This window comes from Streptomyces chartreusis NRRL 3882 (assembly GCF_900236475.1).
GTDB classification, from domain to species: domain Bacteria; phylum Actinomycetota; class Actinomycetes; order Streptomycetales; family Streptomycetaceae; genus Streptomyces; species Streptomyces chartreusis_D.
The window spans coordinates 3,407,104-3,429,925 of record NZ_LT963352.1 but is presented as its reverse complement, the minus strand read 5'-3'; the positions used below and the strand labels follow the sequence as shown (position 1 = coordinate 3,429,925).

18 protein-coding genes are annotated in these 22,822 nt (G+C 72.0%); 10 read left to right on the top strand and 8 right to left on the bottom strand.

Annotated features, from left to right (window positions below):
* Nucleotides 1–57 precede the first annotated feature (57 nt).
* Nucleotides 58–1,362 (top strand): alpha-hydroxy-acid oxidizing protein, encoded by a 1,305-nt coding sequence (locus SCNRRL3882_RS15210; RefSeq protein WP_010047104.1) that lies wholly within the window; start codon nt 58–60, stop codon nt 1,360–1,362.
* Between the two features lie 31 nt (nt 1,363–1,393).
* Here the strand turns inward: SCNRRL3882_RS15210 and SCNRRL3882_RS15205 are convergent, their stop codons facing one another.
* Complete coding sequence (locus SCNRRL3882_RS15205) at nt 1,394–1,963, bottom strand: TetR/AcrR family transcriptional regulator (RefSeq protein WP_010047106.1); 570 nt, start codon at nt 1,961–1,963, stop codon at nt 1,394–1,396.
* 464 nt (nt 1,964–2,427) lie between these two features.
* A complete protein-coding gene (locus tag SCNRRL3882_RS15195; protein ID WP_010047110.1) occupies nt 2,428–3,558 on the bottom strand; it encodes a 4Fe-4S binding protein in 1,131 nt (376 codons plus the stop codon).
* 567 nt (nt 3,559–4,125) lie between these two features.
* On the opposite strand from SCNRRL3882_RS15195, the gene SCNRRL3882_RS15190 reads away from it, so the two are divergent.
* Complete coding sequence (locus SCNRRL3882_RS15190) at nt 4,126–4,800, top strand: RNA polymerase sigma factor (RefSeq protein ID WP_010047111.1); 675 nt, start codon at nt 4,126–4,128, stop codon at nt 4,798–4,800.
* Entirely contained in the window at nt 4,800–5,858 is a 1,059-nt protein-coding gene (locus tag SCNRRL3882_RS15185; protein WP_010047113.1) for a hypothetical protein, read from the top strand. Before SCNRRL3882_RS15190 ends, SCNRRL3882_RS15185 begins: the two co-directional genes overlap by 1 nt.
* Before the next feature lie 156 nt (nt 5,859–6,014).
* Here SCNRRL3882_RS15185 and SCNRRL3882_RS15180 read toward each other — a convergent pair whose 3' ends face one another.
* The gene (locus SCNRRL3882_RS15180) at nt 6,015–6,866 is read right to left on the bottom strand and encodes a L,D-transpeptidase family protein (protein ID WP_029181677.1); all 852 of its coding nucleotides are present in this window, start codon (nt 6,864–6,866) and stop codon (nt 6,015–6,017) included.
* 159 nt (nt 6,867–7,025) lie between these two features.
* On the opposite strand from SCNRRL3882_RS15180, the gene SCNRRL3882_RS15175 reads away from it, so the two are divergent.
* Complete coding sequence (locus tag SCNRRL3882_RS15175; protein WP_010047118.1) at nt 7,026–8,609, top strand: acyl-CoA mutase large subunit family protein; 1,584 nt, start codon at nt 7,026–7,028, stop codon at nt 8,607–8,609.
* A gap of 27 nt (nt 8,610–8,636) precedes the next feature.
* Here SCNRRL3882_RS15175 and SCNRRL3882_RS15170 read toward each other — a convergent pair whose 3' ends face one another.
* Nucleotides 8,637–10,034: an FAD-dependent oxidoreductase gene (locus SCNRRL3882_RS15170; RefSeq protein WP_010047120.1), complete on the bottom strand. Its 1,398-nt coding sequence runs from the start codon at nt 10,032–10,034 to the stop codon at nt 8,637–8,639.
* A gap of 74 nt (nt 10,035–10,108) precedes the next feature.
* Here SCNRRL3882_RS15170 and SCNRRL3882_RS15165 point away from each other — a divergent pair, with 74 nt between their 5' ends.
* Entirely contained in the window at nt 10,109–10,759 is a 651-nt protein-coding gene (locus SCNRRL3882_RS15165; RefSeq protein WP_010047122.1) for a TetR/AcrR family transcriptional regulator C-terminal domain-containing protein, read from the top strand.
* Between the two features lie 12 nt (nt 10,760–10,771).
* On the opposite strand, the gene SCNRRL3882_RS15160 is transcribed toward SCNRRL3882_RS15165, so the two are convergent.
* The 4 genes from SCNRRL3882_RS15160 to SCNRRL3882_RS15145 form a co-directional block, all read right to left on the bottom strand.
* Nucleotides 10,772–11,692: a class I SAM-dependent methyltransferase gene (locus SCNRRL3882_RS15160; protein WP_010047128.1), complete on the bottom strand. Its 921-nt coding sequence runs from the start codon at nt 11,690–11,692 to the stop codon at nt 10,772–10,774.
* Between the two features lie 63 nt (nt 11,693–11,755).
* Nucleotides 11,756–12,910, bottom strand: coding sequence for an acyltransferase family protein (locus SCNRRL3882_RS15155; RefSeq protein ID WP_010047129.1), 1,155 nt, complete (start codon nt 12,908–12,910; stop codon nt 11,756–11,758).
* A 179-nt stretch (nt 12,911–13,089) separates the two neighbouring features.
* Nucleotides 13,090–14,421, bottom strand: coding sequence for an alpha-2,8-polysialyltransferase family protein (locus SCNRRL3882_RS15150; RefSeq protein ID WP_010047133.1), 1,332 nt, complete (start codon nt 14,419–14,421; stop codon nt 13,090–13,092).
* Nucleotides 14,421–15,407: a glycosyltransferase family 2 protein gene (locus SCNRRL3882_RS15145; protein ID WP_029181678.1), complete on the bottom strand. Its 987-nt coding sequence runs from the start codon at nt 15,405–15,407 to the stop codon at nt 14,421–14,423. Before SCNRRL3882_RS15145 ends, SCNRRL3882_RS15150 begins: the two co-directional genes overlap by 1 nt.
* 198 nt (nt 15,408–15,605) lie before the next feature.
* Between SCNRRL3882_RS15145 and SCNRRL3882_RS15140 the strand changes: the two genes are divergently transcribed.
* The 5 genes from SCNRRL3882_RS15140 (at nt 15,606) to SCNRRL3882_RS15120 (ending at nt 22,286) form a co-directional block, all read left to right on the top strand.
* A complete protein-coding gene (locus SCNRRL3882_RS15140) occupies nt 15,606–16,952 on the top strand; it encodes a DUF6716 putative glycosyltransferase (protein ID WP_029181679.1) in 1,347 nt (448 codons plus the stop codon).
* A gap of 44 nt (nt 16,953–16,996) precedes the next feature.
* Nucleotides 16,997–18,262: an N-acylneuraminate cytidylyltransferase gene (locus SCNRRL3882_RS15135; RefSeq protein WP_010047142.1), complete on the top strand. Its 1,266-nt coding sequence runs from the start codon at nt 16,997–16,999 to the stop codon at nt 18,260–18,262.
* 13 nt (nt 18,263–18,275) lie between these two features.
* Nucleotides 18,276–19,214, top strand: coding sequence for an N-acetylneuraminate synthase family protein (locus SCNRRL3882_RS15130; protein WP_010047143.1), 939 nt, complete (start codon nt 18,276–18,278; stop codon nt 19,212–19,214).
* Nucleotides 19,215–19,261: 47 nt separating this feature from the next.
* A complete protein-coding gene (locus SCNRRL3882_RS15125) occupies nt 19,262–20,509 on the top strand; it encodes a hypothetical protein (protein ID WP_010047144.1) in 1,248 nt (415 codons plus the stop codon).
* A gap of 544 nt (nt 20,510–21,053) precedes the next feature.
* A complete protein-coding gene (locus SCNRRL3882_RS15120) occupies nt 21,054–22,286 on the top strand; it encodes a M20 family metallopeptidase (RefSeq protein ID WP_102514803.1) in 1,233 nt (410 codons plus the stop codon).
* Nucleotides 22,287–22,822: the final 536 nt, after the last annotated feature.

Genomic DNA, 22,822 nt, shown 5'->3' with positions numbered 1-22,822 from the left:
AACAGGTTCGGCTCGACGTGTTGACGGACGGGCCGGCCACGAGGGAGGTTCTCCGCCATGAACGTTCGGAAGGCCGGGCCCGGGCGCGAACGCCAGGCGGTCGTCTACCGCGACGGCGTGCTGGGGCGCCGCCCGGCCGTGCCTGCGGATTTCGCCGGCCTCGAGAGGGCCGCCCGCCGATCCAGCAGCGCGAGGGCGTGGGCCTACGTCGCGGGTGGCGCGGGCGAGGGCCGGACGATGCGCAACAACCGGGCGGCGTTCGACCGGTGGGCGATCGTGCCCCGCATGGCGCACGGCGTCACCGAGCGCGACCTGACCACGGACGTCCTGGGCACACCGATGCCCGCCCCGGTGTTGCTGGCGCCGGTCGGCGCCGGAGCGCTGATGGGCAAGGACAGCGACGTCAAGATCGCCCGGGCAGCGGCGGCGACCGGCACCCCGTACGTCTTCAGCAACCAGGGCTGCAACCCGATGGAGGAGTGCGCCGCCGCCATGGGCGGGACGCCCCGCTGGATGCAGTTGTACTGGAGCACCGACGACAGCGTGGTCGACAGCCTGATCAACCGCGCCGAGGCCATCGGAGCGGGCGCCCTGGTCGTCACCCTGGACACCACCAGCTTGGGCTGGCGGCCCCAGGACCTCAACCTCGGATCGCTTCCGTTCACCCAAGGCGTCGGGATCGCCCAGTACACCTCCGACGCGTCGTTCAGCCGGCTCGTCCGGGAGCGACTGGGCGAGACGGCCGTCGGCAGGACCGACGTCACCCTCGGCGCGCTGCGCAGCCTGCTGTCCATCACCCGCAACCATCCCGGCGGCTTCCTGGCCAACCTGCGCTCGCCGGTGCCGCGCGCGTCGGTACAGACCTTCCTGGACACCTACTCCAACCCCGGCCTGGGCTGGGACCATCTGGCCACCCTGCGAGACCGCACCCGGCTCCCGGTCGTGCTCAAGGGCATCCTGCATCCCGACGACGCGCGACGCGCCTTCGAGATGGGCGTCGACGGCATCGTCGTGTCCAACCACGGTGGCCGGCAGATCGACAACTCCGTCGCCTCACTCGACGCGCTCGTCCGGATCCGGGACGAGGTCGGGCCGGACCCCACCGTGCTGCTGGACAGCGGCATCCGGACCGGCGCCGACGTGTTCACCGCCATCGCCCTCGGCGCGGACGCGGTGCTGCTCGGGCGCCCCTACCTGTACGGGCTCGCCATCGCCGGGCAACGGGGTGTCGAAGAAGTCATCGCCAACGTCGTCGCCGAACTCGACCTCACGATGGCACTCACCGGCGCGTCCTCGATCGCCGGCGTCACCCGCGACTTCCTCGCGCCGCAGGAGCCGCCGCACGGCATCCGCACCCCGTGACCGTGAGGGGGCGTTCGGGAACGGCGATGCGTCAGCGCATGCCCGCCGCGTCGAGCAGGGTGGTCACCGTGGGCGCGACGAGCCCCGTCAGTTTGTCCGCTCCGATTCCCGCGCGGGCACTGGCACCGTCGAAGACCAGGCTGAGCTGCCGGGCCAGCAGGTCGGGACGGCTCGCGCCGCCCTGTTCGGCCTCGGCGCGGAAGAAGGCGGTCAGGTTCTCCTTGACCCGGTGGGCGACCCGGCTCGCGGGGTGGTTCTCGTCCTTCAGCTCGATCTGCGCCGCCAGGTACGGACAGCCGCGGAACTCGGGCGCACCCGCCTGCGATTCCACCTGCCCGAAGACGTGCAGGATCCGCTCGCGGGGTGACCGGCCGTCGTCCGCCGCGGGCAGGAGCGCCGCCACGAAGTCGGCAGTGCGCTGCTCCAGGCTCGCCGCCAGGAGTTCGTCCTTGCTCTCGAACAGCTGGTACATGGAACGCTTCGACACCCCGGCCGCCTTGCACAGGGCCTCGACGCCGATGCCGACACCGTCGCGGTAGGTGAGCGTCGCCGCCGCGTTCAGCAGCCGCTCTCTGGGGCTTGGCTTCGCCTCGGTGGTCATGCTGCGAGACTAACGCGATTCCGCCCCGATAAAAACTGATCGGTTTCCGCTCTCCGTTGCGCCGGCGCGGCGGTCTTCTCGGGGTTCGTCTCCACCGGGATGCGGTGCAGCCCGCTGCGGTCGTACCACCCCAGTACGCAGAAGCCGAACAGCGCGGCCGCCACGAGGCCGGCGGCCCTCATGACCCAGCCCCGCGTCAGACCGCGTCGCCCACTCGATGGGGGTGGTGGCACCGGCCGTCGGCACCGCCATGCCGATGAAGACCGGAAGCGTCCATGCCCAAGATGCCGACCGCACGACGAGCGAGGCGTTCTGGGCCGCCTGCGTGGTCGCCGTCCGGGCCAGGCTCGAGTCCACGCTGCCGGCGGACTGGTTGGTCAGAACCGTGAGTGTCGGGCGGACCGGGGCCCCGTTGGTCGCGGTGCCGGTCACTCCCTTGTCGGCGTTGACCAGACCGATGCCGCTCATGCCGTACGTGTCTCTCGGTCGGGGGGCGCGGCGCGTTTCGCCGGGGGGTGCCAGCCGCCGGTCACTTCCTTGACGGGCTTGTGGGGGAAGCGGCGCCGGGCGTACTCCTGCGCGTGGGAGCCCGGCAGGACGTACAGGGTTTCCTTCTTGTCCTGGAGCGGTCGCAGCACGGTGTCCATGAACGTCTTGCGGTCGTCCAGGTAGGGGTCGAGGACGTCCTCGCCCGCGGGGCAGACGGCAAGGCAGTAGCCGGACTTGTAGCCGGGGGGTGAGCTCAGGCTCTGCCACATGGAGGCGCTCTCGGAATCGGTGACCCGGGAGCGGTAGTCGGCGGCGTCCTCGCTGTCGGCCACGGTCTGCGCCCAGTCGGTGAACCCGCTCATGAACTCGCGGTAGTTGTGCGTGGTGCAGGCCAGGGCGTCGAACGCCCCGTCCTTGCTGATGGCGCCGACCGGGCAGGCGGCGACGCACAACTTGCAGTCGATGCAGGGGTTGTAGTCCAGCGCCTGTCCGTACGCGCTGACCTCCGCGTCCACCAGGACGGTGGCCAGCAGCACGAAGCTGCCGAACTTCGGGTGGATGACGTTGCGGTGCAGACCCATCACGCCGAGCCCCGCTGCCACCGCGACGGTCTTGTGCGCCACCACCCAGATCCGCTCGCTGGGGAAACGGTCCATCTCCTGAGGGAAGCCGACGGAGGGGTTGAGTGCGCGGTGACCGGCGTCCTGGAGCGCCTGGGTGACACTGCGGGCGGCGTGGTTCGCCTGCTCGTCGGTCTGGTGGAACTCCTGGTTGGCCACGCTGCGGGCGGGGGAGCGGCAGTTGTCGCGGTTCATCCGGAACGCCATCGCGATCAGCGTGCGGGTGCCGGGCAGTGCGGACTGCGCGTGCTCACGCTCGCCGGCCAGGTCGGGGTGGTCCAGGCTGACCGCGGCGGCGTCGTCCGCGCCGGCCGCCAGGCACAGTTCGCGCAGCCAGGCCGCGTCGATCACCGAGGGCGGGTGCACCGCGTCACCGGCCCTGCGCCGGGCGAGTACGGCCTGGACCGACGGGTGGGCGGCCAGCTTCGCCGGAAGCCTGGGGGCCGGGGCCGCCGGTTGCCCCTCGGCGTCGCGCGCGGCAGTCATCCGATGCTCCTCATGAGTGGGGTGTGAGACTCGCCTCCCCCGGCGAGAAACCGATCAGTTTCACCACCGTAAACCGACCGGTTTCCGCGTGCAAGCCCCAGCGGCGGGACTCGAAGGGTGTTGTCCGGGTCACGTCTCGCAAGGCGGCGCAGACCGCGCAAAGGTGCGGATGAGGGAGAAGTGCCGGGCGCACTGCCCGTGCCGGTGAGGGGGCTCCGCACCGCACCGGGGGGCTGCCCGGGGTCATGCGCGAGACGGCCGGGGCCGCCACCCCCCACAGGAGAGGCCCCGGCCGTCGCGCGGCACGGGCCGCGCGGCGGCCCGTACTCCCTACAGCGCCCGGGGAGCGTTTTCTGTCACACCCCACCGTGTCACGGCTTAGTTGCATCCTGGGCGGACATGGACGGGGAGTGGTTTCAGGTCGTAACGTGCCTTTCGCGCCACGCGGAGGCACCAAGACCACCGCAACCACCTGCGGTCTCGTTACCGCAACCACCAATTGAGGAACCACGACGGCGAGAACCGGTCCGCGAAAGCGGTGCCGGCTTAGGCGCAGAAGGGCGCGCGGTGCTGGGGGACGACGCGGAGCTGACCGCCGCGGTGCGCGCGGCACAGGACGGAGACGAAACCGCGTTCCGGACTGTGTACCGGGCCGTGCACCCGCGGCTGCTCGGGTACGTACGGACGCTGGTCGGCGACCCCGACGCCGAGGACGTGACGTCCGAGGCCTGGTTGCAGATCGCCCGGGACCTGGAGCGGTTCACCGGTGACGCGGACCGCTTCCGCGGCTGGGCCGCCCGTATCGCCCGCAACCGCGCGCTGGACCACATACGCATGCGCGGGCGCCGGCCCGCGATCGGCGGCGACGAGACGGAACTGACCGGCCGGGCCGCCGAGTCCGACACCGCCGACGAGGCCATCGAGGCGCTCGCCACCGACGGCACGTTCTCCCTGATATCCCGGCTGCCGCAGGACCAGGCCGAGGCGGTCGTGCTGCGCGTGGTGGTGGGGCTCGACGCGAAGACCGCCGCCGAGACCCTCGGCAAGCGCCCGGGCGCCGTCCGTACGGCGGCCCACCGGGGCCTGAAGCGGCTCGCCGAACTCCTCGGCGACGATCCGGAGGCCGATCCGGAATCGGCCGGGGTCCTCGACGCGTTGCCGCCCCAGCGAGAACCGCGCGGCGGTGCCATGGCGTCCGCACGTGTGACGCAAAGCGTCATGCGGACGCAGAAGGATGTGTGATGGCCGACGAGCAGTACAGGTGGCTGGACCGCGAAACGGCGGAGCGCTTGCTGAGCGGAGAGCCACCCGAAGCTGTCGACGGCGCCGCCCGGGGCGAGGCCGAACGACTCGCGGCAGCGCTCCGCGCGCTCTCCGCCGCACCCCCGCTGACCAGCGAGGAACTCCCAGGTGAGGCCGCGGCGATGGCCGCCTTCCGCAAGGCGCGCGCCGAACGCGCCGACACCGCGGCGGCCCCCGCGGCCGACGGCGGACGGGCCGGTACCGAGACCGCCGACGCCGGGCTGGTCCGGATCGGAACCCCGCGCGGCAGCGGCTCGGGCGACGTCCGGCGGCCTCGCTGGGCTCGTCCCGCGCGCCTCGCCCTGGCCGCCGTGCTGGCTGTCGGGATGACGGGCGGTGCCGCCCTCGTGGCCGGAACCGGAGCCTTGAGGGCACCGTTCGGCAACGACGAGCCCCAGCCCGGCTCCTCGGTCTCGGCCGCTGTCACTCCGCCCGAGCGCCCGCTGGTGTCGCCCTCGCCGAGCGACGCCGTGCAGGGCGGGTCCACGCCCGACGACAACCCGGGTGGCGGCGACCCCGGACGGGACGCGGCCGGCGACGACCCCGCCCCGAAGCCCGGCTCCGGCGACCGGGGCGACCGCGGGGACAGCTCCGGCGACAGCCGTAGGGGGATCGCTGCCGCCTGCCGCGACCTCCGTGACGGCAAGCGGCTGGACGCCGACCGCAGGCGCGCCCTGCGCGACGCGGCGGGCGGCTCCCGGGTCTGGAAGTACTGCAACGGCGTCCTGTCCGGGTCCGGGGCAGGCGGCCGCTCGGCGCAGCGGCACGACGAGGACACGGACCGGCGTGATCGCGACGACAGGTCCGGGAAGCAGGGCCGCGAGCGGGACGAGGCGGAGAAGAAGGCCCAGAAGAGGGCCGAGCGGAAGGCCGGGAAGCGGGCCGAGCGGCAGGCCGGCGAGGACGCAGCCGCGGACCGCGGCCGTTCCACGCGGTCTCTCACACCCCTGCGACCTGCGATTTCGTACTCCGCGAAAATCTCCTCGCCGAGGGTGTGACGTTTTCGGCCGCCCCGGCGCAGTAATGAGTGAGCCGACTGGTCATCGGCCGTCGCACGGAGCCGGGGTTCCCCCCGTACCTACGGCTCGTGCACCTGAGCGCGGGCGGGACACGTTCCCCCGGTCCCGCCCGCGCCCCAATTCCCCTTCCTGTCCTCACCAGGACACGACGACCTTGTCGCCGTTACGGACCTGCGCGTACAGCTCCGCGATCGCCCCCTCGTCCCGTACGTTGACACAGCCGTGCGAGGCGCCCGCGTAGCCCCGGGCCGCGAAGTCCGGGGAGTAGTGCACGGCCTGGCCGCCGCTGAAGAACATCGCGTAGGGCATGGGCGAGTCGTAGAGCGTCGACACGTGGTCGCGGGACTTCCAGTAGATGGAGAACACACCCTCCCGGGTCGGTGTGCCGCGTGAGCCGAAGCGGACCGCCATCGTCGACACGGTCCGGCCGTCGATCATCCAGCGCAGCGTCCTGCTGGTCTTGTCGATGCACAGCACCCGTCCGGTCCGGCAGCGCGGATCCGGTGGATCGGCCGGCTGGCCGCCCATGAGGTACAGGTCCCAGGTGCCCGGTTCACGGGTCATCCGCAGCAGCCGCTGCCAGGTGACGGTGTCGGTCTTCCCGGTGCGCGGCAGCCCCCGCTTGCCCTGGAAGCCGCTGACCGCCCGCTCCGTGGAGTCGTCGTACGTGCCGGTCGGCCCGTCGAAGAGCCATGCGACCTGCCGCAGCCGGGCCTGCAACTCGCGGACGTCCCGGCCGGTGTCGCCGCGGGACCACAGCACGCGGGGCGGCACGGCGGCGGCGCTCGGCTTGTCGTCGCCGGGCGGGGCGGGAGCGCTGCCCGGTCCGCCGCCGTCGGCGGGGGTCCGGGCCGGTGACGGAGTGTCCCCGGGTAATTCGATGTGCACCGGTGAGCGGCGCTTCCCGTCGCCGTCGGGCGCCTGCACGCTGCAGCCGGCCAGGACGGCCGCCCCGGCGACTGCCACCGCGATCGCTGCTCTCCCCATGCCCGTGGTACGCAAGCGGCCCTCCGTCGTCTCACCGGTGTGTCCGGATGTCACCTGAGATGTTCCCCGGGGGTGACCCGGCGCGAACCACGGGGCATGGTGGTGAGCGAGGTCCCTACAGTCGGTCCCTACAGTCGGTCCTGCGGGAGGCATCAGACCATGGCGCGCGAGTCGGAGTCCGGACTGCCCATCGAACCGGTCTACGGGCCGGACGACCTGCGGGACTGGGACCCGGCGGAGAAGCTGGGGGAACCGGGGGCGTATCCCTTCACCCGTGGCGTGTATCCGACCATGTACACCGGCCGGCCCTGGACGATGCGCCAGTACGCGGGCTTCGGCACGGCCGCCGAGTCCAACGCCCGCTACCGGCAGCTGATCGCCCACGGCACGACGGGCCTGTCGGTCGCCTTCGACCTGCCCACCCAGATGGGCCACGACTCCGACGCCCCGCTCGCGCACGGCGAGGTCGGCAAGGTGGGCGTCGCCATCGACTCGATCGACGACATGCGGGTGCTGTTCGGCGGCATCCCGCTGGACCAGGTCTCGACCTCGATGACGATCAACGCCCCCGCGGCCCTGCTGCTGCTCCTCTACCAGCTCCTCGCGGAGGAACAGGGCGTCGGCGCCGACCGGCTGACCGGGACGATCCAGAACGACGTGCTGAAGGAGTACATCGCCCGCGGGACGTACATCTTCCCGCCGAAGCCCTCGCTGCGCCTGATCGCCGACATCTTCAAGTACTGCCAGGCCGAGATGCCGAAGTGGAACACCATCTCGATCTCCGGCTACCACATGGCCGAGGCGGGCGCGAGCCCGGCGCAGGAGATCGCCTTCACTCTCGCCAACGGCATCGAGTACGTCCGCACGGCGGTGGCGGCCGGCATGGACGTCGACGACTTCGCGCCCCGCCTGTCCTTCTTCTTCGTCGCCCGTACGACGATCCTGGAGGAGGTCGCCAAGTTCCGCGCCGCCCGCCGGATCTGGGCGCGGGTGATGAGGGAGGAGTTCGGCGCGAGGAACCCCAAGTCGCTGATGCTGCGTTTCCACACGCAGACGGCGGGCGTCCAGCTGACGGCCCAGCAGCCGGAGGTGAACCTGGTCCGTGTCTCGGTCCAGGCCCTGGCGGCGGTCCTGGGCGGCACCCAGTCCCTGCACACCAACTCCTTCGACGAGGCGATCGCGCTGCCCACCGACAAGTCCGCGCGCCTCGCCCTGCGCACCCAGCAGGTCCTCGCCCACGAGACGGACGTGACGGCGACCGTCGACCCGTTCGCGGGCTCCTACGTCATCGAGAGGATGACGGACGACGTCGAGGCGGCGACCGTCGAGCTGATGGCCAAGGTGGAGGAGCTGGGCGGCGCGGTGGAGGCCATCGAGCGCGGCTTCCAGAAGAACGAGATCGAGCGCAGCGCCTACCGCATCGCCCAGCAGACCGACTCCGGCGAGCGGGTCGTGGTCGGCGTCAACCGCTTCCAGCTCGACGAGGAGGAGCCGTACGAGCCCCTGCGCGTCGACCCAGCGATCGAGGCCCGGCAGGCGGAACGCCTGGCCAAGCTCCGCGCGGAGCGCGACCAGCCGGCGGTGGACGCGGCCCTGGCCGCCCTGAAGAAGGCCGCCGAGGGCGAGGACAACGTCCTCTATCCGATGAAGGACGCGCTGAAGGCCCGGGCGACGGTGGGCGAGGTGTGCAACGCCCTGCGGGAGGTGTGGGGGACGTACGTACCGGCGGACGCGCGTGCGTGACGTCCCCGGAGATCCCTCAGGAGCCCGCTAGAGACCTGCGCGCTCCAGGTACCGCGTCAGTCCGGCGCCCGTTTCGCCCGCCCAGCCCACATAGCCGTCCGGTCGTACCAGGAACAGGCCCTTCCCGTACGTCGCCTGCTGCGCCCCGCTGATGGTGTGCACCGACTCCGGCAGCGCCGGTGCCGCCGTCCCCACCGCCACCAGCGTCCAGTGCGGTCCCCGGAAGGCGTCGAAGAGCCGTACGCCGTCCAGCGTGCCGTCGGGTGCGCGGTCGCCGGCCCGTAGGGCGCCCGGGACCGTACGCGTCTCCTGGGTGAGGGACGACTTCCGGTACCCCAGCCCCAGTTGGCGGGTCGCCGCGCCGCGCCGCGTCTGTCCGCGGTGGACGCTCGTCGACAGCCCGAGCATGTCCGCGGCGATCGGGCGCCGTTCCTCCTCGTAGGTGTCGAGGAGCGACGCCGGTGCACCGCCCGTCAGTACCGCGCCCAGTTTCCACCCCAGGTTGTAGGCGTCCTGGACGCTGGTGTTGAGGCCCTGGCCGCCGGCCGGGGAGTGCACGTGTGCCGCGTCGCCGGCGAGGAAGACGCGCCCGGAGCGGAAGCGGTCCGCCAAGGCCGCCCGGGGGCGGAAGTCCGAGGCCCAGCGCACCTGGGTCACGGCCTCCGGCGCGAGGTGCGAGCGGGCGGCGACGACCTTCCGTAGGCCCTCCAGGGAGGCGTCCGGGGGCGTCCCGTCCGGGAACTGCGCCACCAGCTGGAAGTCCTCCGTGCCGGCCAGCGGGCAGATCGCGAGGAAACCGTCACCCTCCCCGAGCGGCGGGAAGATGTGCCAGTGGTCCCGGTCCAGGCCGCTGATCCGGACGTCCGCCACCAGCATCGGGTCCGGGTCGACGGTCTCGCCCGTCATGCCGATGCCGAGCAGCCGGCGAACCGTCGAGCGGCCGCCGTCCGCCGCGACGGCGTACCGGGCGGTGACGGGCTCACCGGAGGCGAATTCCGCGTGGACCCCGTCCGCGTCCTGCGTCAGGCCGACGACCTCCCGGCCGAAGGCCACCGCCCCTCCCAGCTCCGCAAGCCGCGCCGCCAGGATCTCCTGCGTGCGCCACTGCGGCACCATCCACGGCCCGGTGTACGGGGAGTCCTCGCTCTCCTCGACCGGGTCGAACATCCGGTGTTCGCCCGTCCGCCTGCCGTCCTGCCAGATCACCCCTACCGGACAGGGCCCGCCCGCCGCGCGGATCGCGTCGAGCACGCCCAGGTCGTCGAAGACCTCCATCGTGCGCGGCTGGACGCCCTTGCCGCGCGAACCGGGGAAGAGCCCCTCCGCCCGCTCGGCCACCAGCGCTGCCACGCCCCGCCGGGCGAGATCGATGCCGAGCGCCAGACCGGTCGGGCCCGCACCCACCACCAGTACGTCCGTGTCCATGGGCCACCCCCTCCTTAACGTTGTTAAGTGCTGCCGTTTCCGAGCGTCGCCTTAACGGTGTTAAGTTGTCAAGCGTGAGTACGGAACGACGCGCGCCCCTGGACCGCCGCCGGGTCGCGGACACCGCGCTGCGGCTGCTGAACGAGGTGGGCCTGGACGGCCTGACCCTGCGCGCCATCGCCCGGGAACTGGACGTGAAGGCGCCCGCCCTCTACTGGCACTTCAAGGACAAGCAGGCGCTGCTCGACGAGATGGCGACGGAGATGTACCGCCGGATGGCCGCCGGGGCCTCGCTCGACCCTGCCGACACCTGGCGGGAACGCCTGCTGAAGGCCAACCGGGGCCTGCGTGCCGCCCTGCAGGGCTACCGGGACGGCGCCAAGGTGTTCAGCGGCTCACGCTTCACCGGGATCGAGCACGCCGGGCAGATGGAGGACAACCTGCGCCTGTTCACGGCCGCCGGCTTCACCCTCGCCCAGGCGGTCCGCGCGCTCACCACGACGTACCTGTACACGCTGGGCTTCGTCACCGAGGAACAGGGCGTCCAGCCGCTGCCGGGCGAGCGGCGCGAGGGCTTCGACATGAACGAACGCGCCCGCCTGATGGCCGACTTTCCCTTGTCGGCCCAGGCGGGCGCGGAGATCTTCGAGGACTACGACGGGCACTTCGAGGAGGGGCTGGCGCTCCTGATCGAGGGGATCGGGACGCGGTACGGGGTCGCGTGACGCCCCCGGGTCTCACCCCCGGGTCGCGCGTGCCCGCCGTACGGCCCGGGTGACCACGGGGGGCAGCAGGTCCTTGGCGAGCCGGCGGGCCCGGGACGGGGCGGGCCGGGCGGGGCGCGCCGCGCGGGACTCGGCGACGGGGGCGGCCGGGGCGCCGGCCGGCACCGGTGCCACGTAGTGGCGGGAGGGCGGGAAGGGCGGCGGCTTCATGCCCCTGGACCGGGCGCGGACCAGCCGGTGCCCGGCCGCCTCCTGCACGCTCAGCCCGCAGTCCGTGCGCTGTCGCAGCATGTCGAGCAGCTCCTCCTGGAGCGGCTCGGGGTCGCCCCAGGTGCCGTAGAGCTTCTGCGTGCTCAGGCAGACGGGGCGCAGACCGCGGTTGAGGACGGCCTCCCAGGCGGCGACCGAGACACCCGGCGTGTGCTCGGAACGGAAGTCGTCGAGCACGACGATGCCCTCGGGCAGCAGGATGTCGTGGGCGGCGCCGATGTCGCCGTAGACGTGCTCGTACAGGTGCGAGGCGTCGACGTGGACGAAACGGCAGGTGCCGGGGGCCACCTTCTCGGCCACCACCGAGCTGGGGGCCGCGATCACCGTCGGCAGGGTGTCGTGGAAGGAGAGGTAGTTCCGCTCGAAGGCCTGCTGGGTGAGCGAGGCGTACGACTTCGTCGCCTCCGCCTGGTTGGCCCCGTCGGGGGCGTCGCCCTCGAACAGGTCGCAGACCGTGAACCTCTCACCGTCCTGGAGGTGGTGGCCGAGGAGGATCGCGCTCTTGCCCATGTAGACGCCGAGCTCCAGCAGGTCTCCGCGCATGCCCTGCTTCTGCTGCCGCTCCAGGAACCAGGTGAACAGCATCTGGTCCAGCGGCGGGAACCAGCCCGGGACGTCGGCGAGTTCGCCGGGGTACGTGTCGGTCGCTTGTGCGTTGGTCATGAGACGAGCCTTCTCCCTGAGCGATGCCCAAACCGACGGTTGGTTGAACGTCCCGTGAACAGCTCAGCGGGCCTTGGCCAGCAAGGCTCGCAGCCGTGGCGTCAGCGGCTTCTCCACATAGTGGTTGAGCAACCACGCCAGCAGCAGCATTGAGCCCGCGGTCAGGGCGAATGTCGCCGCGGACGGCAGACCCAGACCGCGGTGCAGGGCGTGGATCACCACCCAGCCGAGGTGCTCGTGGACGAGGTAGAACGGATACGTCAGCGCCCCCGCCACCGTCAGCCAGCGCCAGTTCGCCCGGCGCAGCCAGCCCAGCGCGATCGCCGCGACCGCCACGAAGCCGAAGGTGACGACGAGCATGATGCCGACCGAGGAGCGGTACGAGAAGCCGCCCGCGTCGGGCGCGTGCCACAGGCTCTGGACCGCGTAGTGCTGACCGATCAGCCAGCTGACGGCGACGATGCCCCAGCCGTAGGCGTCCCGGCGGTCGAGGTGGACGAGGTAGAGACCGACACCGCCGATGAAGAAGGGGGCGTACTCGGGCATCGCGACGATGTCGAGCAGCGGCATCTTCGCGTTCTGCGCGATCACCGCCGCGAGCATCCAGCCGGCGCAGAACATGATCACCCGGCGGCGGTTCGCCCCGGGCAGCACGACGCACAGCGCGAACAGCGCGTAGAAGCGGACCTCCGCCCACAGCGTCCAGCACACGCCGAGCACGCGGTCGACGCCCAGCGGCATCTGAAGCATGGTCAGGTTCACCAGCGCGTCGCTCGGCGAGACCGCCTTGTAGGCCACCACGGGCAGCGCGAACACCGCCGTCACGAGCACGACCGCCACCCAGTAGGCCGGCAGCAGCCGGGAGGCGCGGGAGGCGAAGAACGACTTCAGCGGCCGGCCCCAGCCGCTCATGCAGATCACGAAGCCGCTGATCACGAAGAAGACCTGGACGCCGAGGCAGCCGTAGGCGAAGTACTCGTGCAGCGTCGGGAACTGCTCCTTGGGCGAGGTGCCCCAGGCCTCGGAGACCTCGCCGTCGCGCCCGCCGTAGTGGTACGCCGCCACCATCAGCGCGGCCACCAGCCGCAGTCCGTCCAGGGCACGCAGCCGGCCGCCGGAGTCCTTCCGGCGCCGTGGGACGGTCGTGGCGCCCGGTGGCTCGACCAGCACGGCGACTTCGGGCCGGGGCTTACGGGTGCTGACGACCGTCTCGGTCACGCTGAAAACCTCTGTGTGGCTCGTATGTCCTTTACCTGAGCCGCCTGTGGGGCGGGCAGGGCGCCTGTCACCCTAGGGCGTGAATTGACGTAATTACGTTCGATGGCAACAGGCTTCGCCTGCCGGTCTCCATGGGTTCACCTGGATGTCGCCGGGGCCGGTCGCGGAACCGCCCCCTTTCAGCGGCGCACCGCCTTGCGCAGCGCCCGCGCCCGCCGGACGACCCGGCGCGCCGTGGAATTGCGGGGCAGGAACGCCAGCCGCTGCGGAATGCCGCCGGGCAGTCCGAGCGAGGTGAGACGGCGCTTCTTGAAGTACCGCCGGGTACGCGGACCGAGGTGGCGGGAGAGGAACGCTTCCGCCTGCGGGCGCAGGTCCGGATAGATCTGCGGCTGCATGGTGAATCCGACGGCGGTCACCAGGTCGGACAGCAACTCGGCCCGCAGCAGGTCGCCGTCCTTGCCGCCGTCCAGGTCGGGCAGCAGCGCGTCCGCCAGGGTGGTGGGGATCCGGTTGCTGTTCTGATACGGCGTCAGCCGCTCCAGCAGCAGCTCGGTGCCGATGCGCGCGACCGGCAGCTCGTAGAACACCGAGGCCGTGAACAGCGCGGTCGAGAAACAGCCGACCACCAGTGCGGGCCGGGCCCGGTCGAACAGCACCTCGGCCAGCACGGGCGTGTCCAGCACGGTGAGGTCCACGCCGAGCTTCTCGGCCTCGGTCTCCAGGGCGCGGCTGTAGCGGGCCGGTGCCGTCGGGTGCGGTTTGAAGACGACCGTGCGGTGGCCGCGGGCGACCGCGCCCCGCATCATCCGCACGTGCAGGTCCTCTTCCTCCTCGGGGGAGAGGATGTTCAGCGCCGACAGGTACTGGCCGAGCAGCAGCGCCGCGTCGCCCGGCAGGTCGGGCAGCTCGGGGACCGTCTCGGTGATCTCGCCCAGCACCTTGAGGAACGCGGGCGACGGCACCAGATGCGCGGGCACCTCGAACTCGGTCAGCAGCATCGGCGTGAGCCCCGGCACCAGATCGAGGTGCAGCAGCCGCCGTACGCGGGTGCCGACCAGCGGGTCGAGCTTGTTGCGCGTGGGGCCGTAGCTCATCAGCCCGTCGGCGTAGACGTCGATGGGGGCGTCGGTGAACAACTGCGCCACCGTGAGCGCGGGCGCCACCTGGATGGACTCCAGGACCAGGCTCACCCGGTCGTCGCCGAGGCCCCACAGCATCCGCAGATAGCGCTCGAACAGCGGGATGTCGTCGGAGCGCGGCGTCCAGGCCCCGGGGTGGAACGGGCGGATGGCGTCGTTCCAGGACAGCACGTCGTCGAAGTGCTCGCGCAGCGGCGCGAAGCCCGGCATCTCGTCGAGGGCCGGGGTGGTCTCCGGGTTCGCGGAGTTGTTGAACACCAGCAGCACCCGGCGGTCCGGCTCCTCGAAGAGATCGGAGTCGATCGCGGCGGCCAGGGTGGCGACGCCGTACAGCGTCGAGGCGCAGAAGATCTGTGTGGTCCCGGGCATCAGGCGGCCGCTCCCGCCGGCGTGACCCTGCGCCGCAGCCGCCGCAGCTTGGACGAGCGGTCCATGTCCATGGCCTCCAGTGCGTCACCGAGCGCGTCCTGCGGCATGCGCTTGATGGCCGCCGCGCTCATCGACCGCAGCTGCCTGGCCACGGCCGGTTCGAACCTGTCTTCATGGGAAAGGTGGTGCGCGATGATCGCGCAGTACGTCCGTACCGCCTTGGGCAGCAGCCGGTCGGCCTCACGGTCGGCGGCCGTCTCCTCGATCACCTGGTCGAAGGCGCGGATGAAGTCGAGCTGGCGCACGTCGCCGATCTGGGTCAGGGAGGAGGCCACCCCGCGCCGGTAGAACACGCCCAGCAGGCTCACCACGGCGAACGACTCCGCCTCGCGGTGCAGCTTCCAGATCCACGGCCGGTCCTCGGCCGTGCGCAGGCCGTCGGTGAAGTGCAGCACGCCCCGGTCGAGGAGGCGGCGGTGGTAGGCGCCGGCCCAGGCGTAGGCGTAGTCCACCGAGGTCGAGCGGTGGGAGGGGAGGATCGCGTCCCGCGGGTTGATCGCCTCCCAGCGACGGCCGACCGGGACCCGGTGCACGGAACGGGCGCGCGCGGTGGCCTGCACATGGTCGGTGCGGATGAAGTCGCAGCCCAATTCGTCCAGCGCGGAGACCAGTTCGGCGAGGTAGCCGGGGGCCAGCCAGTCGTCGCCGTCCAGGAACGTCAGGTACTCGCCCTGCGCCGCGTCCAGGCCGGTGTTGCGGGCGGTGGCGAGCCCCCCGTTCTCCTCGTGTCGGATGTAACGCACCTGCGCGACATCCGAAAGGTCCTCGGCCGCCCGTTCGAGAATGGCCGGAGTCCCGTCCTTCGAATGGTCGTCGACCAGGATGAACTCGAAATCGCGGTCGGCGTTCAACCGAAGGCTTCTGAGTGTGTCCGGGGCGTATTGCTGCACGTTGTAGAACGGCACGATCACGGAAAGCTTAGGCACCCGCAAAACGTTAGGAGGCCGTCCGGCTCCGGAACTTTCCGGTGAACATACACTGGGTGAACTCAATGTGTCAGAACGGTGCACCCCGTGTACTTCCCCGCTTGCCACGGGCCAGTTCGGCTCCCGGTGGGGTGTTGTTAACTTTTCGTTGAGTCGTGGTTCCGCCATACCTAGGAATTGCTTCCTAGCGTCTTCGACGTGCCAGCAAGTACACCGAAGCGCCCGCGAATCGCCGTCCTCGCGGACTCCGACACCCGCTGGAAATGGGGTGCGCTCACCGCGCATCGCATCGCCCCGGGACAGTCCATGGAAGCCGGACCGCGCGAGGGCGCGCAAGTCGGCCCCGTCCTCGACGGATTCCTGCTGCGCGGCCGGGCCACGCCCACGCCGCGCCAGCTGGAGGAGGTGGGCGTGCGCGCCGACTCGCTGCGGGAGGTCACCGCCGTCGAGTTCCTGCGCACCATGGCCGAGGAGTCCTACGACATCCTCGTCCTGGCCCTCGTCGGGGGCGGTGTGCAGGCGATGCTGCACGGTCTCAGGGGCGTCTGGGAGAACCGGACTTCGCGGCCCGTCGTCGTCACCGGCTACGTCGGTGTCGTCTACGAGAAGCTCGCCGACGGCCTGCTGCTGCGGCACGGCGCGGACCTGGTCCTCGCCAACTCCCGTCAGGACGCGGACCGTTTCCGGGCCGTCTACGAAGGGGTGGGCGCCGACGCCACGTCGGTGACCGAGGTGGCCCTGCCGTTCCTCGGCGGTGCGCCGTACGAAGGTGAACACGACCCCTACACGGTCGTCTTCGCCGCCCAGCCCTCCGTGCCGGAGAACCGCAGGGACCGTACGTACCTGCTGAACCGGCTGGTGCAGCACGCCCGCAAGCACCCCGAGCGCGAGGTGCTGCTGAAGCTGCGCTCCAAGCCGGGCGAACACACCACCCACATCGAGGAGTTGCCGTACCAGAAGCTGGTGCAGCGCCTCGATCCGCCGGCCAACTTCCGCCTGGTCTACGGGAACATGGGCGAGGTCCTCGACCGCACCGACCTGCTGGTGACGGTCAGCTCCACGGCCGCACTGGAGTCGCTGCACCGCCGCATTCCGACCGTCGTGCTGACCGACCTGGGCGTGCGCGAGTCGCTCGGCAACCACCACTTCGTGGGCTCCGGCTGCCTCGCCTCCTGGGACCAGCTCGACGCCGAGCACCGCCCCACGCCCGACGAGGAGTGGGTCTCCCGGCAGGGCGTCGCGGTGGACGGCTCCTACGATTCCGCCTTCGACGCGGCGCGCGAACGCATCGCCAAGCTGCTCGACCGGCCCGGCGGCCTGCCGCCGCTGACCCCGTACTACACACCCGTCACCGCGCCCGGCTATCTGCCCGGGATCCTCGCCCGCCACCACCTCGGCCCGGACGGCACCCCGCTGCCCGGCGCGCCGGCCGCCGACAGGGAGCCCGGCCCGGTCCGGCAGATCGTGCGCAGGGCGGCGCGCGGCGCCTACCGGCACGGCGTGCAGCGCGTGGCGCCCGTCATCCGGCGGATGGGGGAGCTGTGAGCCGCCCCGAGCCCACCGCCCACGGAGCCCAAGGAGTAGACCCCATGTCCCACCCCGAAGCCGGCCGAGGCGCCTCGGTGCGCCGCGTGCTCGCGGTGATCCCCGCGCGCGGCGGCTCCAAGGGCGTGCCCGCGAAGAACCTCCTCCCCGTCGGCGGCGTCCCGCTGGTGGCGCGGGCGGTGCGCGAGTGCCGCGCCGCCCGGCTCGTGACGGACGTCGTGGTCTCCACCGACGACCAGGCCATCGCGGCCGCCGCCCGTCAGGCCGGCGCCGAGGTCGTACTGCGGCCCGCCGCCATCGCCGGCGACACGGCCACCTCCGAAGCCGCCGTCCTGCACGCCATGGACGCGCACGAGGCCCTGCACGGCGCGGTCGTGGACGTCGTGCTGCTGGTGCAGTGCACCAGCCCGTTCATCACCCGCGAGGACGTGGACGGCGTCGCCGCGGCCATCGTCGAGAACGGCGCCGACACGGCCCTCACGGTGGCCCCGTTCCACGGTTTCGTCTGGCGCGACGCGGAGGACGAGGTCACCGCCGGCACCGTCGCGGAGGCCGACGCGGCCGTCGGCGGCGGCTACGGCGTCAACCACGACAAGTCCTTCCGCCCCCGCCGCCAGGACCGCCCCCAGGACCTGCTGGAGACCGGCGCCGCCTACGCCATGGAGGCGGCCGGCTTCCGCAAGCACCAGCACCGCTTCTTCGGCCGGACCGAACTGGTCCGCACCGACGCCGCGCGCGTGCTGGAGATCGACGACCCGCACGACCTCGCCCGCGCCCGGGCCCTCGCGCCGCTCTTCGACGCGGACCGCCCCGGCGCGCTGCCGACCGCCGACGACATCGACGCGGTCGTCCTCGACTTCGACGGCACCCAGACCGACGACCGGGTGCTGGTCGACTCCGACGGACGGGAGTTCGTCTCCGTGCACCGCGGGGACGGACTCGGTATCGCGGCCCTCCGCAGGAGCGGCCTGAAGATGCTGATCCTGTCCACGGAACAGAACCCTGTGGTCGCCGCCCGGGCCCGGAAGCTGAAGCTCCCGGTGCTGCACGGCATCGACCGCAAGGACCTCGCGCTGAAGCAGTGGTGCGAGGAGCAGGGCATCGCGCCGGAGCGCGTGCTCTACGTCGGCAACGACGTCAATGACCTCCCGTGCTTCGCCCTCGTGGGCTGGCCCGTGGCGGTCGCGAGCGCCCACGACGTCGTGCGCGGCGCCGCACGCGCGGTCACCACCGTCCCCGGTGGCGACGGCGCGATCCGAGAGATCGCCAGCTGGATCCTCGGCCCCTCTCTCGATTCCCTCACCAAGTAAGGACATCTCTGCCATGAGCACCAACTCCCGTATCCGCCGGTTCGGTTCGCGCGAGGTCGGCCCGGGTCGTCCGGTCTACGTCTGCGGTGAGATCGGCATCAACCACAACGGCGAGCTCGAGAACGCCTTCAAGCTGATCGACGCCGCCGCCGAGGCCGGCTGCGACGCCGTCAAGTTCCAGAAGCGCACCCCCGAGATCTGCACCCCGCGCGACCAGTGGGACATCGAGCGCGACACCCCCTGGGGCCGGATGACCTACATCGACTACCGCCACCGCGTGGAGTTCGGCGAGGACGAGTACCGCGCCATCGACGACTACTGCAAGTCGAAGAACATCGACTGGTTCGCCTCCCCGTGGGACACCGAGGCCGTCGCCTTCCTGGAGAAGTTCGACGTCCCCGCCCACAAGGTCGCCTCCGCCTCCCTCACCGACGACGAGCTGCTGCGCGCCCTGCGCGCCACCGGCCGCGCGGTGATCCTCTCCACCGGCATGTCGACCCCGAAGCAGATCCGCCACGCGGTCGAGGTCCTCGGCTCCGACAACATCCTGATGTGCCACGCCACCTCGACCTACCCGGCGAAGGCCGAGGAGCTCAACCTGCGTGTGATCAACACGCTGGAGAAGGAGTTCCCGAACGTCCCGATCGGCTACTCCGGCCACGAGACCGGCCTCCAGACCACTCTCGCCGCGGTCGCCCTGGGCGCCACCTTCGTCGAGCGTCACATCACCCTCGACCGCGCCATGTGGGGCTCGGACCAGGCCGCCTCCGTGGAGCCGCAGGGCCTGACCCGCCTCGTCCGCGACATCCGCACCATCGAGGCCTCCCTCGGCGACGGCGTGAAGAAGGTCTACGAGTCCGAGCTGGCCCCCATGAAGAAGCTGCGCCGCGTCGCCGGTGTGGTCGCCGAGGCGGAGATCGCCGACGCGGCGGGCGAGCCGGTAGGCGTCTGAGCGCACCACCCCCACAACCCCCCTTACGACGGGACGGTCGTACGTCGATGAGCCCCCGCGCCGGGAACGCCGGCCCCCACACTCTCGCGTTCGTCGAGAGTCCGGTACAGCTGCTGAACGTGCTGGAGTGGGCGCACGCGCATGCGCCCGGCGTGGGGCTCACCCTCGTGGTGCTGTCGCCCGTCGACCCGATGACGCGCGGCCAGCTGCGGCGGATGTCCGACCTGGCCCGCGACGAGGGGCACGAGGTCCGCTGGGAGGAAGCCCGCGGCGGGCCCCTGGCGCCCTTCCAGACCATCGGCGGCCTGGCCGGCCTGCTCCGCAGGGCGCGCCGGGTCGTACTGGGGGACCCCTTCTCCCGCTACGTCCAACTGCTGCTGACGATCACCCGGGCCCGTGACCTGGTCGTCGTCGACGACGGCACGGCGACCATGGAGTTCGTCGGCCAGCTGGCCCGGGGCGAACGGCTGGTGCGCTGGCACCGCAAGGGCGGCCGCCCGGGCCCGCGCGACCTGATCTTCGCGCCGGTGTCGTCGTCGGCCCGCCGCCGCCTGACCCCCGGCGGCGACCGCCACGTCGAGATCTTCTCCTCCATGCCGATGGAGGAGACCCCGGCGGGCGTCACCGTCAGCGCCAACGACTTCGCGTGGACACGGGCCCGCTTCGGCCCGCCCCGCATCACCAAGGGTGCCGACATGGTGGGCACGTCCCTGGTGGAGACGGGTGTGGTCGACGACGACCGCTACCTGGAGGCCGTCCGTGCGCTGGCCCGGGCCCACGGCGCGACCCGCTACTTCGCCCACCGCCGCGAGAGCACGGACAAGCTCCACCGGCTCGCGGTCGAGACGGGCCTGGAGATCGTCCGCCCCGAACTCCCCCTCGAACTGATCGCCCGCCGCGGCCCCATCGGCCGGACGATCCTCAGCTTCCCCTCCACGGTCGTCCACACCCTCCCGCTCGCCCTCTCCGGCACCGAGGTCCGCGTCGCGGTCTGCGACATCGACCCGTCCTGGCTGACCGACCACGCCTCCCCCCGCGCCCAGGGCTTCCTGTCGGGGGTGACGGGGGCGGCGCGGGACGTGCACCGGCTGTCCACGGCGGGGCCGGGGGAGGGGCCGGGTGGTCAGAAGGGTCCGGCGAGTACGGCCGGACCGGCTGGACCGATGGGCTCGGCGGCTGCCGGGGGCCCGCCCGGCCCGGGGAGTGCCACGGGCACGACGGGCTCGGCCGGGACGCCCCGCTCGGCGGGCGCGGCCGGGGCGGCGGGTACTGCGGGGGCGGTGGCTGCCGGCTGACGTGCCGGCGGCGTCCCGGGAGCCGGCGGGGTCGACCGGATCGGCGGACTGTCGGGTGGCTCGGCGGGCCAGGGGCATCATGCGGGGGGGGGAGAGAGAGAGACGCCCACCCCGAACACCGGCGGCCAGGTCGTGCAGCCGGCCGCGACGTACCGGGCCCGCTGCCGAGGTCGGCGACGATCGACGAAGGCCGTTCGGAGGGCCCGCTCCAGCGGCCTCCCGGCGAGCCTGTCCGGGAACCCGGCGGGCGCACACTGCCCGGGCCGGGCGTCCGCCAGACGAACAAGGCCGTGTTCCCCGCGCAGGGCGTGGTATCCGTGGAGGAGGATGGGTGGATGACGGCGCTGTGGCTCAGGTGTGGTGGATGTCACACTGTGTGGGTCGTGGTGACCGGCTCGGCCCGAAAGGCGGGCGAGTTTACCCATCTCACTGGATAGCTATTCGTTCGGCGGTCATATTTTCTGCCCCTAACGGGTTGAAGTTTTGTTGATCGAGGGTCAGCCGACCGCCCTGGCGCCCTACCCTTCAGAGGGTGAAGCAATTGATGTCACTGGAGTCCGAGGTCGATCTTCCCGGGGGAGCCGTACTTCCCGGTGCGCTGCCCGACGCTCTGCGCGCCGAGCTCATCGCGTTCCGACGCGACCTGCACATGCACCCGGAGCTGGGCAACCAGGAGTTCCGCACGACAGCCGCGATCAAGGAGCGGCTGGAGAGGGCCGGCCTCAAGCCGCGCGTACTCACCGTCGGGACAGGACTCGTCTGTGACATCGGCGTAGAGGGCGAGCAGTGGGACGGGGGCCCCAGCATGCTCGCCATGCGGGCCGACATCGACGGCCTGCCCATCCCCGACACCAAGAGCGAGTGCCCGTACCGCTCGACCGTGCCCGACCGCGCGCACGCCTGCGGCCACGACGTGCACACCACCGTGGTCCTCGGCGCGGGTCTCGTCCTCGCCGAACTGCACAAGCAGGGCCTGCTGCCCCGCCCCGTCCGGCTGATCTTCCAGCCGGCCGAGGAGGTACTGCCCGGCGGTGCCGCCGACGTCATCAAGTGCGGGGCGCTGGAAGGGGTCGGCGCGATCATCGCGGTGCACTGCGACCCCCGGGTGGACGCGGGGCAGGTCGGACTCCGGGAGGGGCCCATCACCTCGGCCTGCGACCGGCTGGAGATCGCCCTGAACGGCCCGGGCGGGCACACCGCACGCCCCCACCTCACGACCGACCTGGTCACCGCGGCCGCCCGTGTCGTAACGGACGTGCCCGCCCTGGTCGGCCGGCGCTTCGACAGCCGCAGCGGGCTGGCCATCACCTGGGGCCGCGTGGAGTCCGGGCACGCGCCCAACGTCATCCCGCAGCACGCCGAGCTCTCCGGCACCGTGCGGTGCCTCGACATCGAGGCGTGGCGGCAGGCGCCCGACGTCGTGGTCGCCGCGATCGACGAGATCGCCAACCTCTACCGCGCCAAGTCGGAGATCAACTACGTCCGCGGCGTCCCGCCCGTCGTCAACGAGCCCGGCGTGACCGAGCTGCTGCGCGACGCCATGATCGCCCGGCGCGGCGTCGACTCGGTGGTCGGCACGGAGCAGAGCCTCGGCGGCGAGGACTTCTCCTGGTACCTGGAACACGTCCCCGGCGCGATGGCCCGCCTGGGCGTACGCACCCCCGGCGAACGCCACGTACGCGACCTCCACCAGGGCGACTTCGACGTGGACGAGTCCGCGATCAAGGTAGGAGTGGAACTCTTCACGGCCGCAGCCCTGGTCGACGGCCTGCGCTGAGGGCTACCGCCAGGGGGGCACGGGGCCTGATACAGCACGCCCGCCCTTCGGGCCGCTCGGCGCGTCGCCCCGCCGGGCCCGGGCCGGTCGGCCGCGGGCTTCTCATGAGAGCAGCTCGGGGTCGGTCGGCCGCGTGACTACTGGGCGGTCCGGCGCGCGGCTCCCCCGTCTACGGGCGCGGGCCCGGTCCCCGGCCGTGTGGCTGCTGGGCGGTCCGGCGCGCGGCTTCGCCTTCTACGGGTGCGGGCCCGGTCCCCGGCCGTGTGGCTGCTGGGCGGTCCGGCGGGCGGCTTCGCCTTCTACGGGTGCGGGCCCGGTCCCCGGCCGTGTGGCTGCTGGGCGGTCCGGCGGGCGGCTTCGCCTTCTACGGGTGCGGGCCCGGTCCCCGGCCGTGTGGCTGCTGGGCGGTCCGGCGGGCGGCTTCGCCTTCTACGGGTGCGGGCCCGGTCCCCGGCCGTGTGGCTGCTGGGCGGTCCGGCGCGCGGCTCCCCGTCTACGGGCGCGGGCCCGGTCCCCGGTCGTGTGGCTGCTGGGCG

Coding starts and splice junctions, on each gene's coding strand:
- SCNRRL3882_RS15160 (WP_010047128.1), bottom strand. CDS start 11,692: ATGACCAACGCACAAGCGACCGACACGTACCCCGGCGAACTCGCCGAC.
- SCNRRL3882_RS15210 (WP_010047104.1), top strand. CDS start 58: ATGAACGTTCGGAAGGCCGGGCCCGGGCGCGAACGCCAGGCGGTCGTC.
- SCNRRL3882_RS15130 (WP_010047143.1), top strand. CDS start 18,276: ATGAGCACCAACTCCCGTATCCGCCGGTTCGGTTCGCGCGAGGTCGGC.
- SCNRRL3882_RS15185 (WP_010047113.1), top strand. CDS start 4,800: ATGGCCGACGAGCAGTACAGGTGGCTGGACCGCGAAACGGCGGAGCGC.
- SCNRRL3882_RS15120 (WP_102514803.1), top strand. CDS start 21,054: ATGTCACTGGAGTCCGAGGTCGATCTTCCCGGGGGAGCCGTACTTCCC.
- SCNRRL3882_RS15205 (WP_010047106.1), bottom strand. CDS start 1,963: ATGACCACCGAGGCGAAGCCAAGCCCCAGAGAGCGGCTGCTGAACGCG.
- SCNRRL3882_RS15175 (WP_010047118.1), top strand. CDS start 7,026: ATGGCGCGCGAGTCGGAGTCCGGACTGCCCATCGAACCGGTCTACGGG.
- SCNRRL3882_RS15195 (WP_010047110.1), bottom strand. CDS start 3,558: ATGACTGCCGCGCGCGACGCCGAGGGGCAACCGGCGGCCCCGGCCCCC.
- SCNRRL3882_RS15125 (WP_010047144.1), top strand. CDS start 19,262: ATGAGCCCCCGCGCCGGGAACGCCGGCCCCCACACTCTCGCGTTCGTC.
- SCNRRL3882_RS15180 (WP_029181677.1), bottom strand. CDS start 6,866: ATGGGGAGAGCAGCGATCGCGGTGGCAGTCGCCGGGGCGGCCGTCCTG.
- SCNRRL3882_RS15150 (WP_010047133.1), bottom strand. CDS start 14,421: ATGCCCGGGACCACACAGATCTTCTGCGCCTCGACGCTGTACGGCGTC.
- SCNRRL3882_RS15170 (WP_010047120.1), bottom strand. CDS start 10,034: ATGGACACGGACGTACTGGTGGTGGGTGCGGGCCCGACCGGTCTGGCG.
- SCNRRL3882_RS15135 (WP_010047142.1), top strand. CDS start 16,997: ATGTCCCACCCCGAAGCCGGCCGAGGCGCCTCGGTGCGCCGCGTGCTC.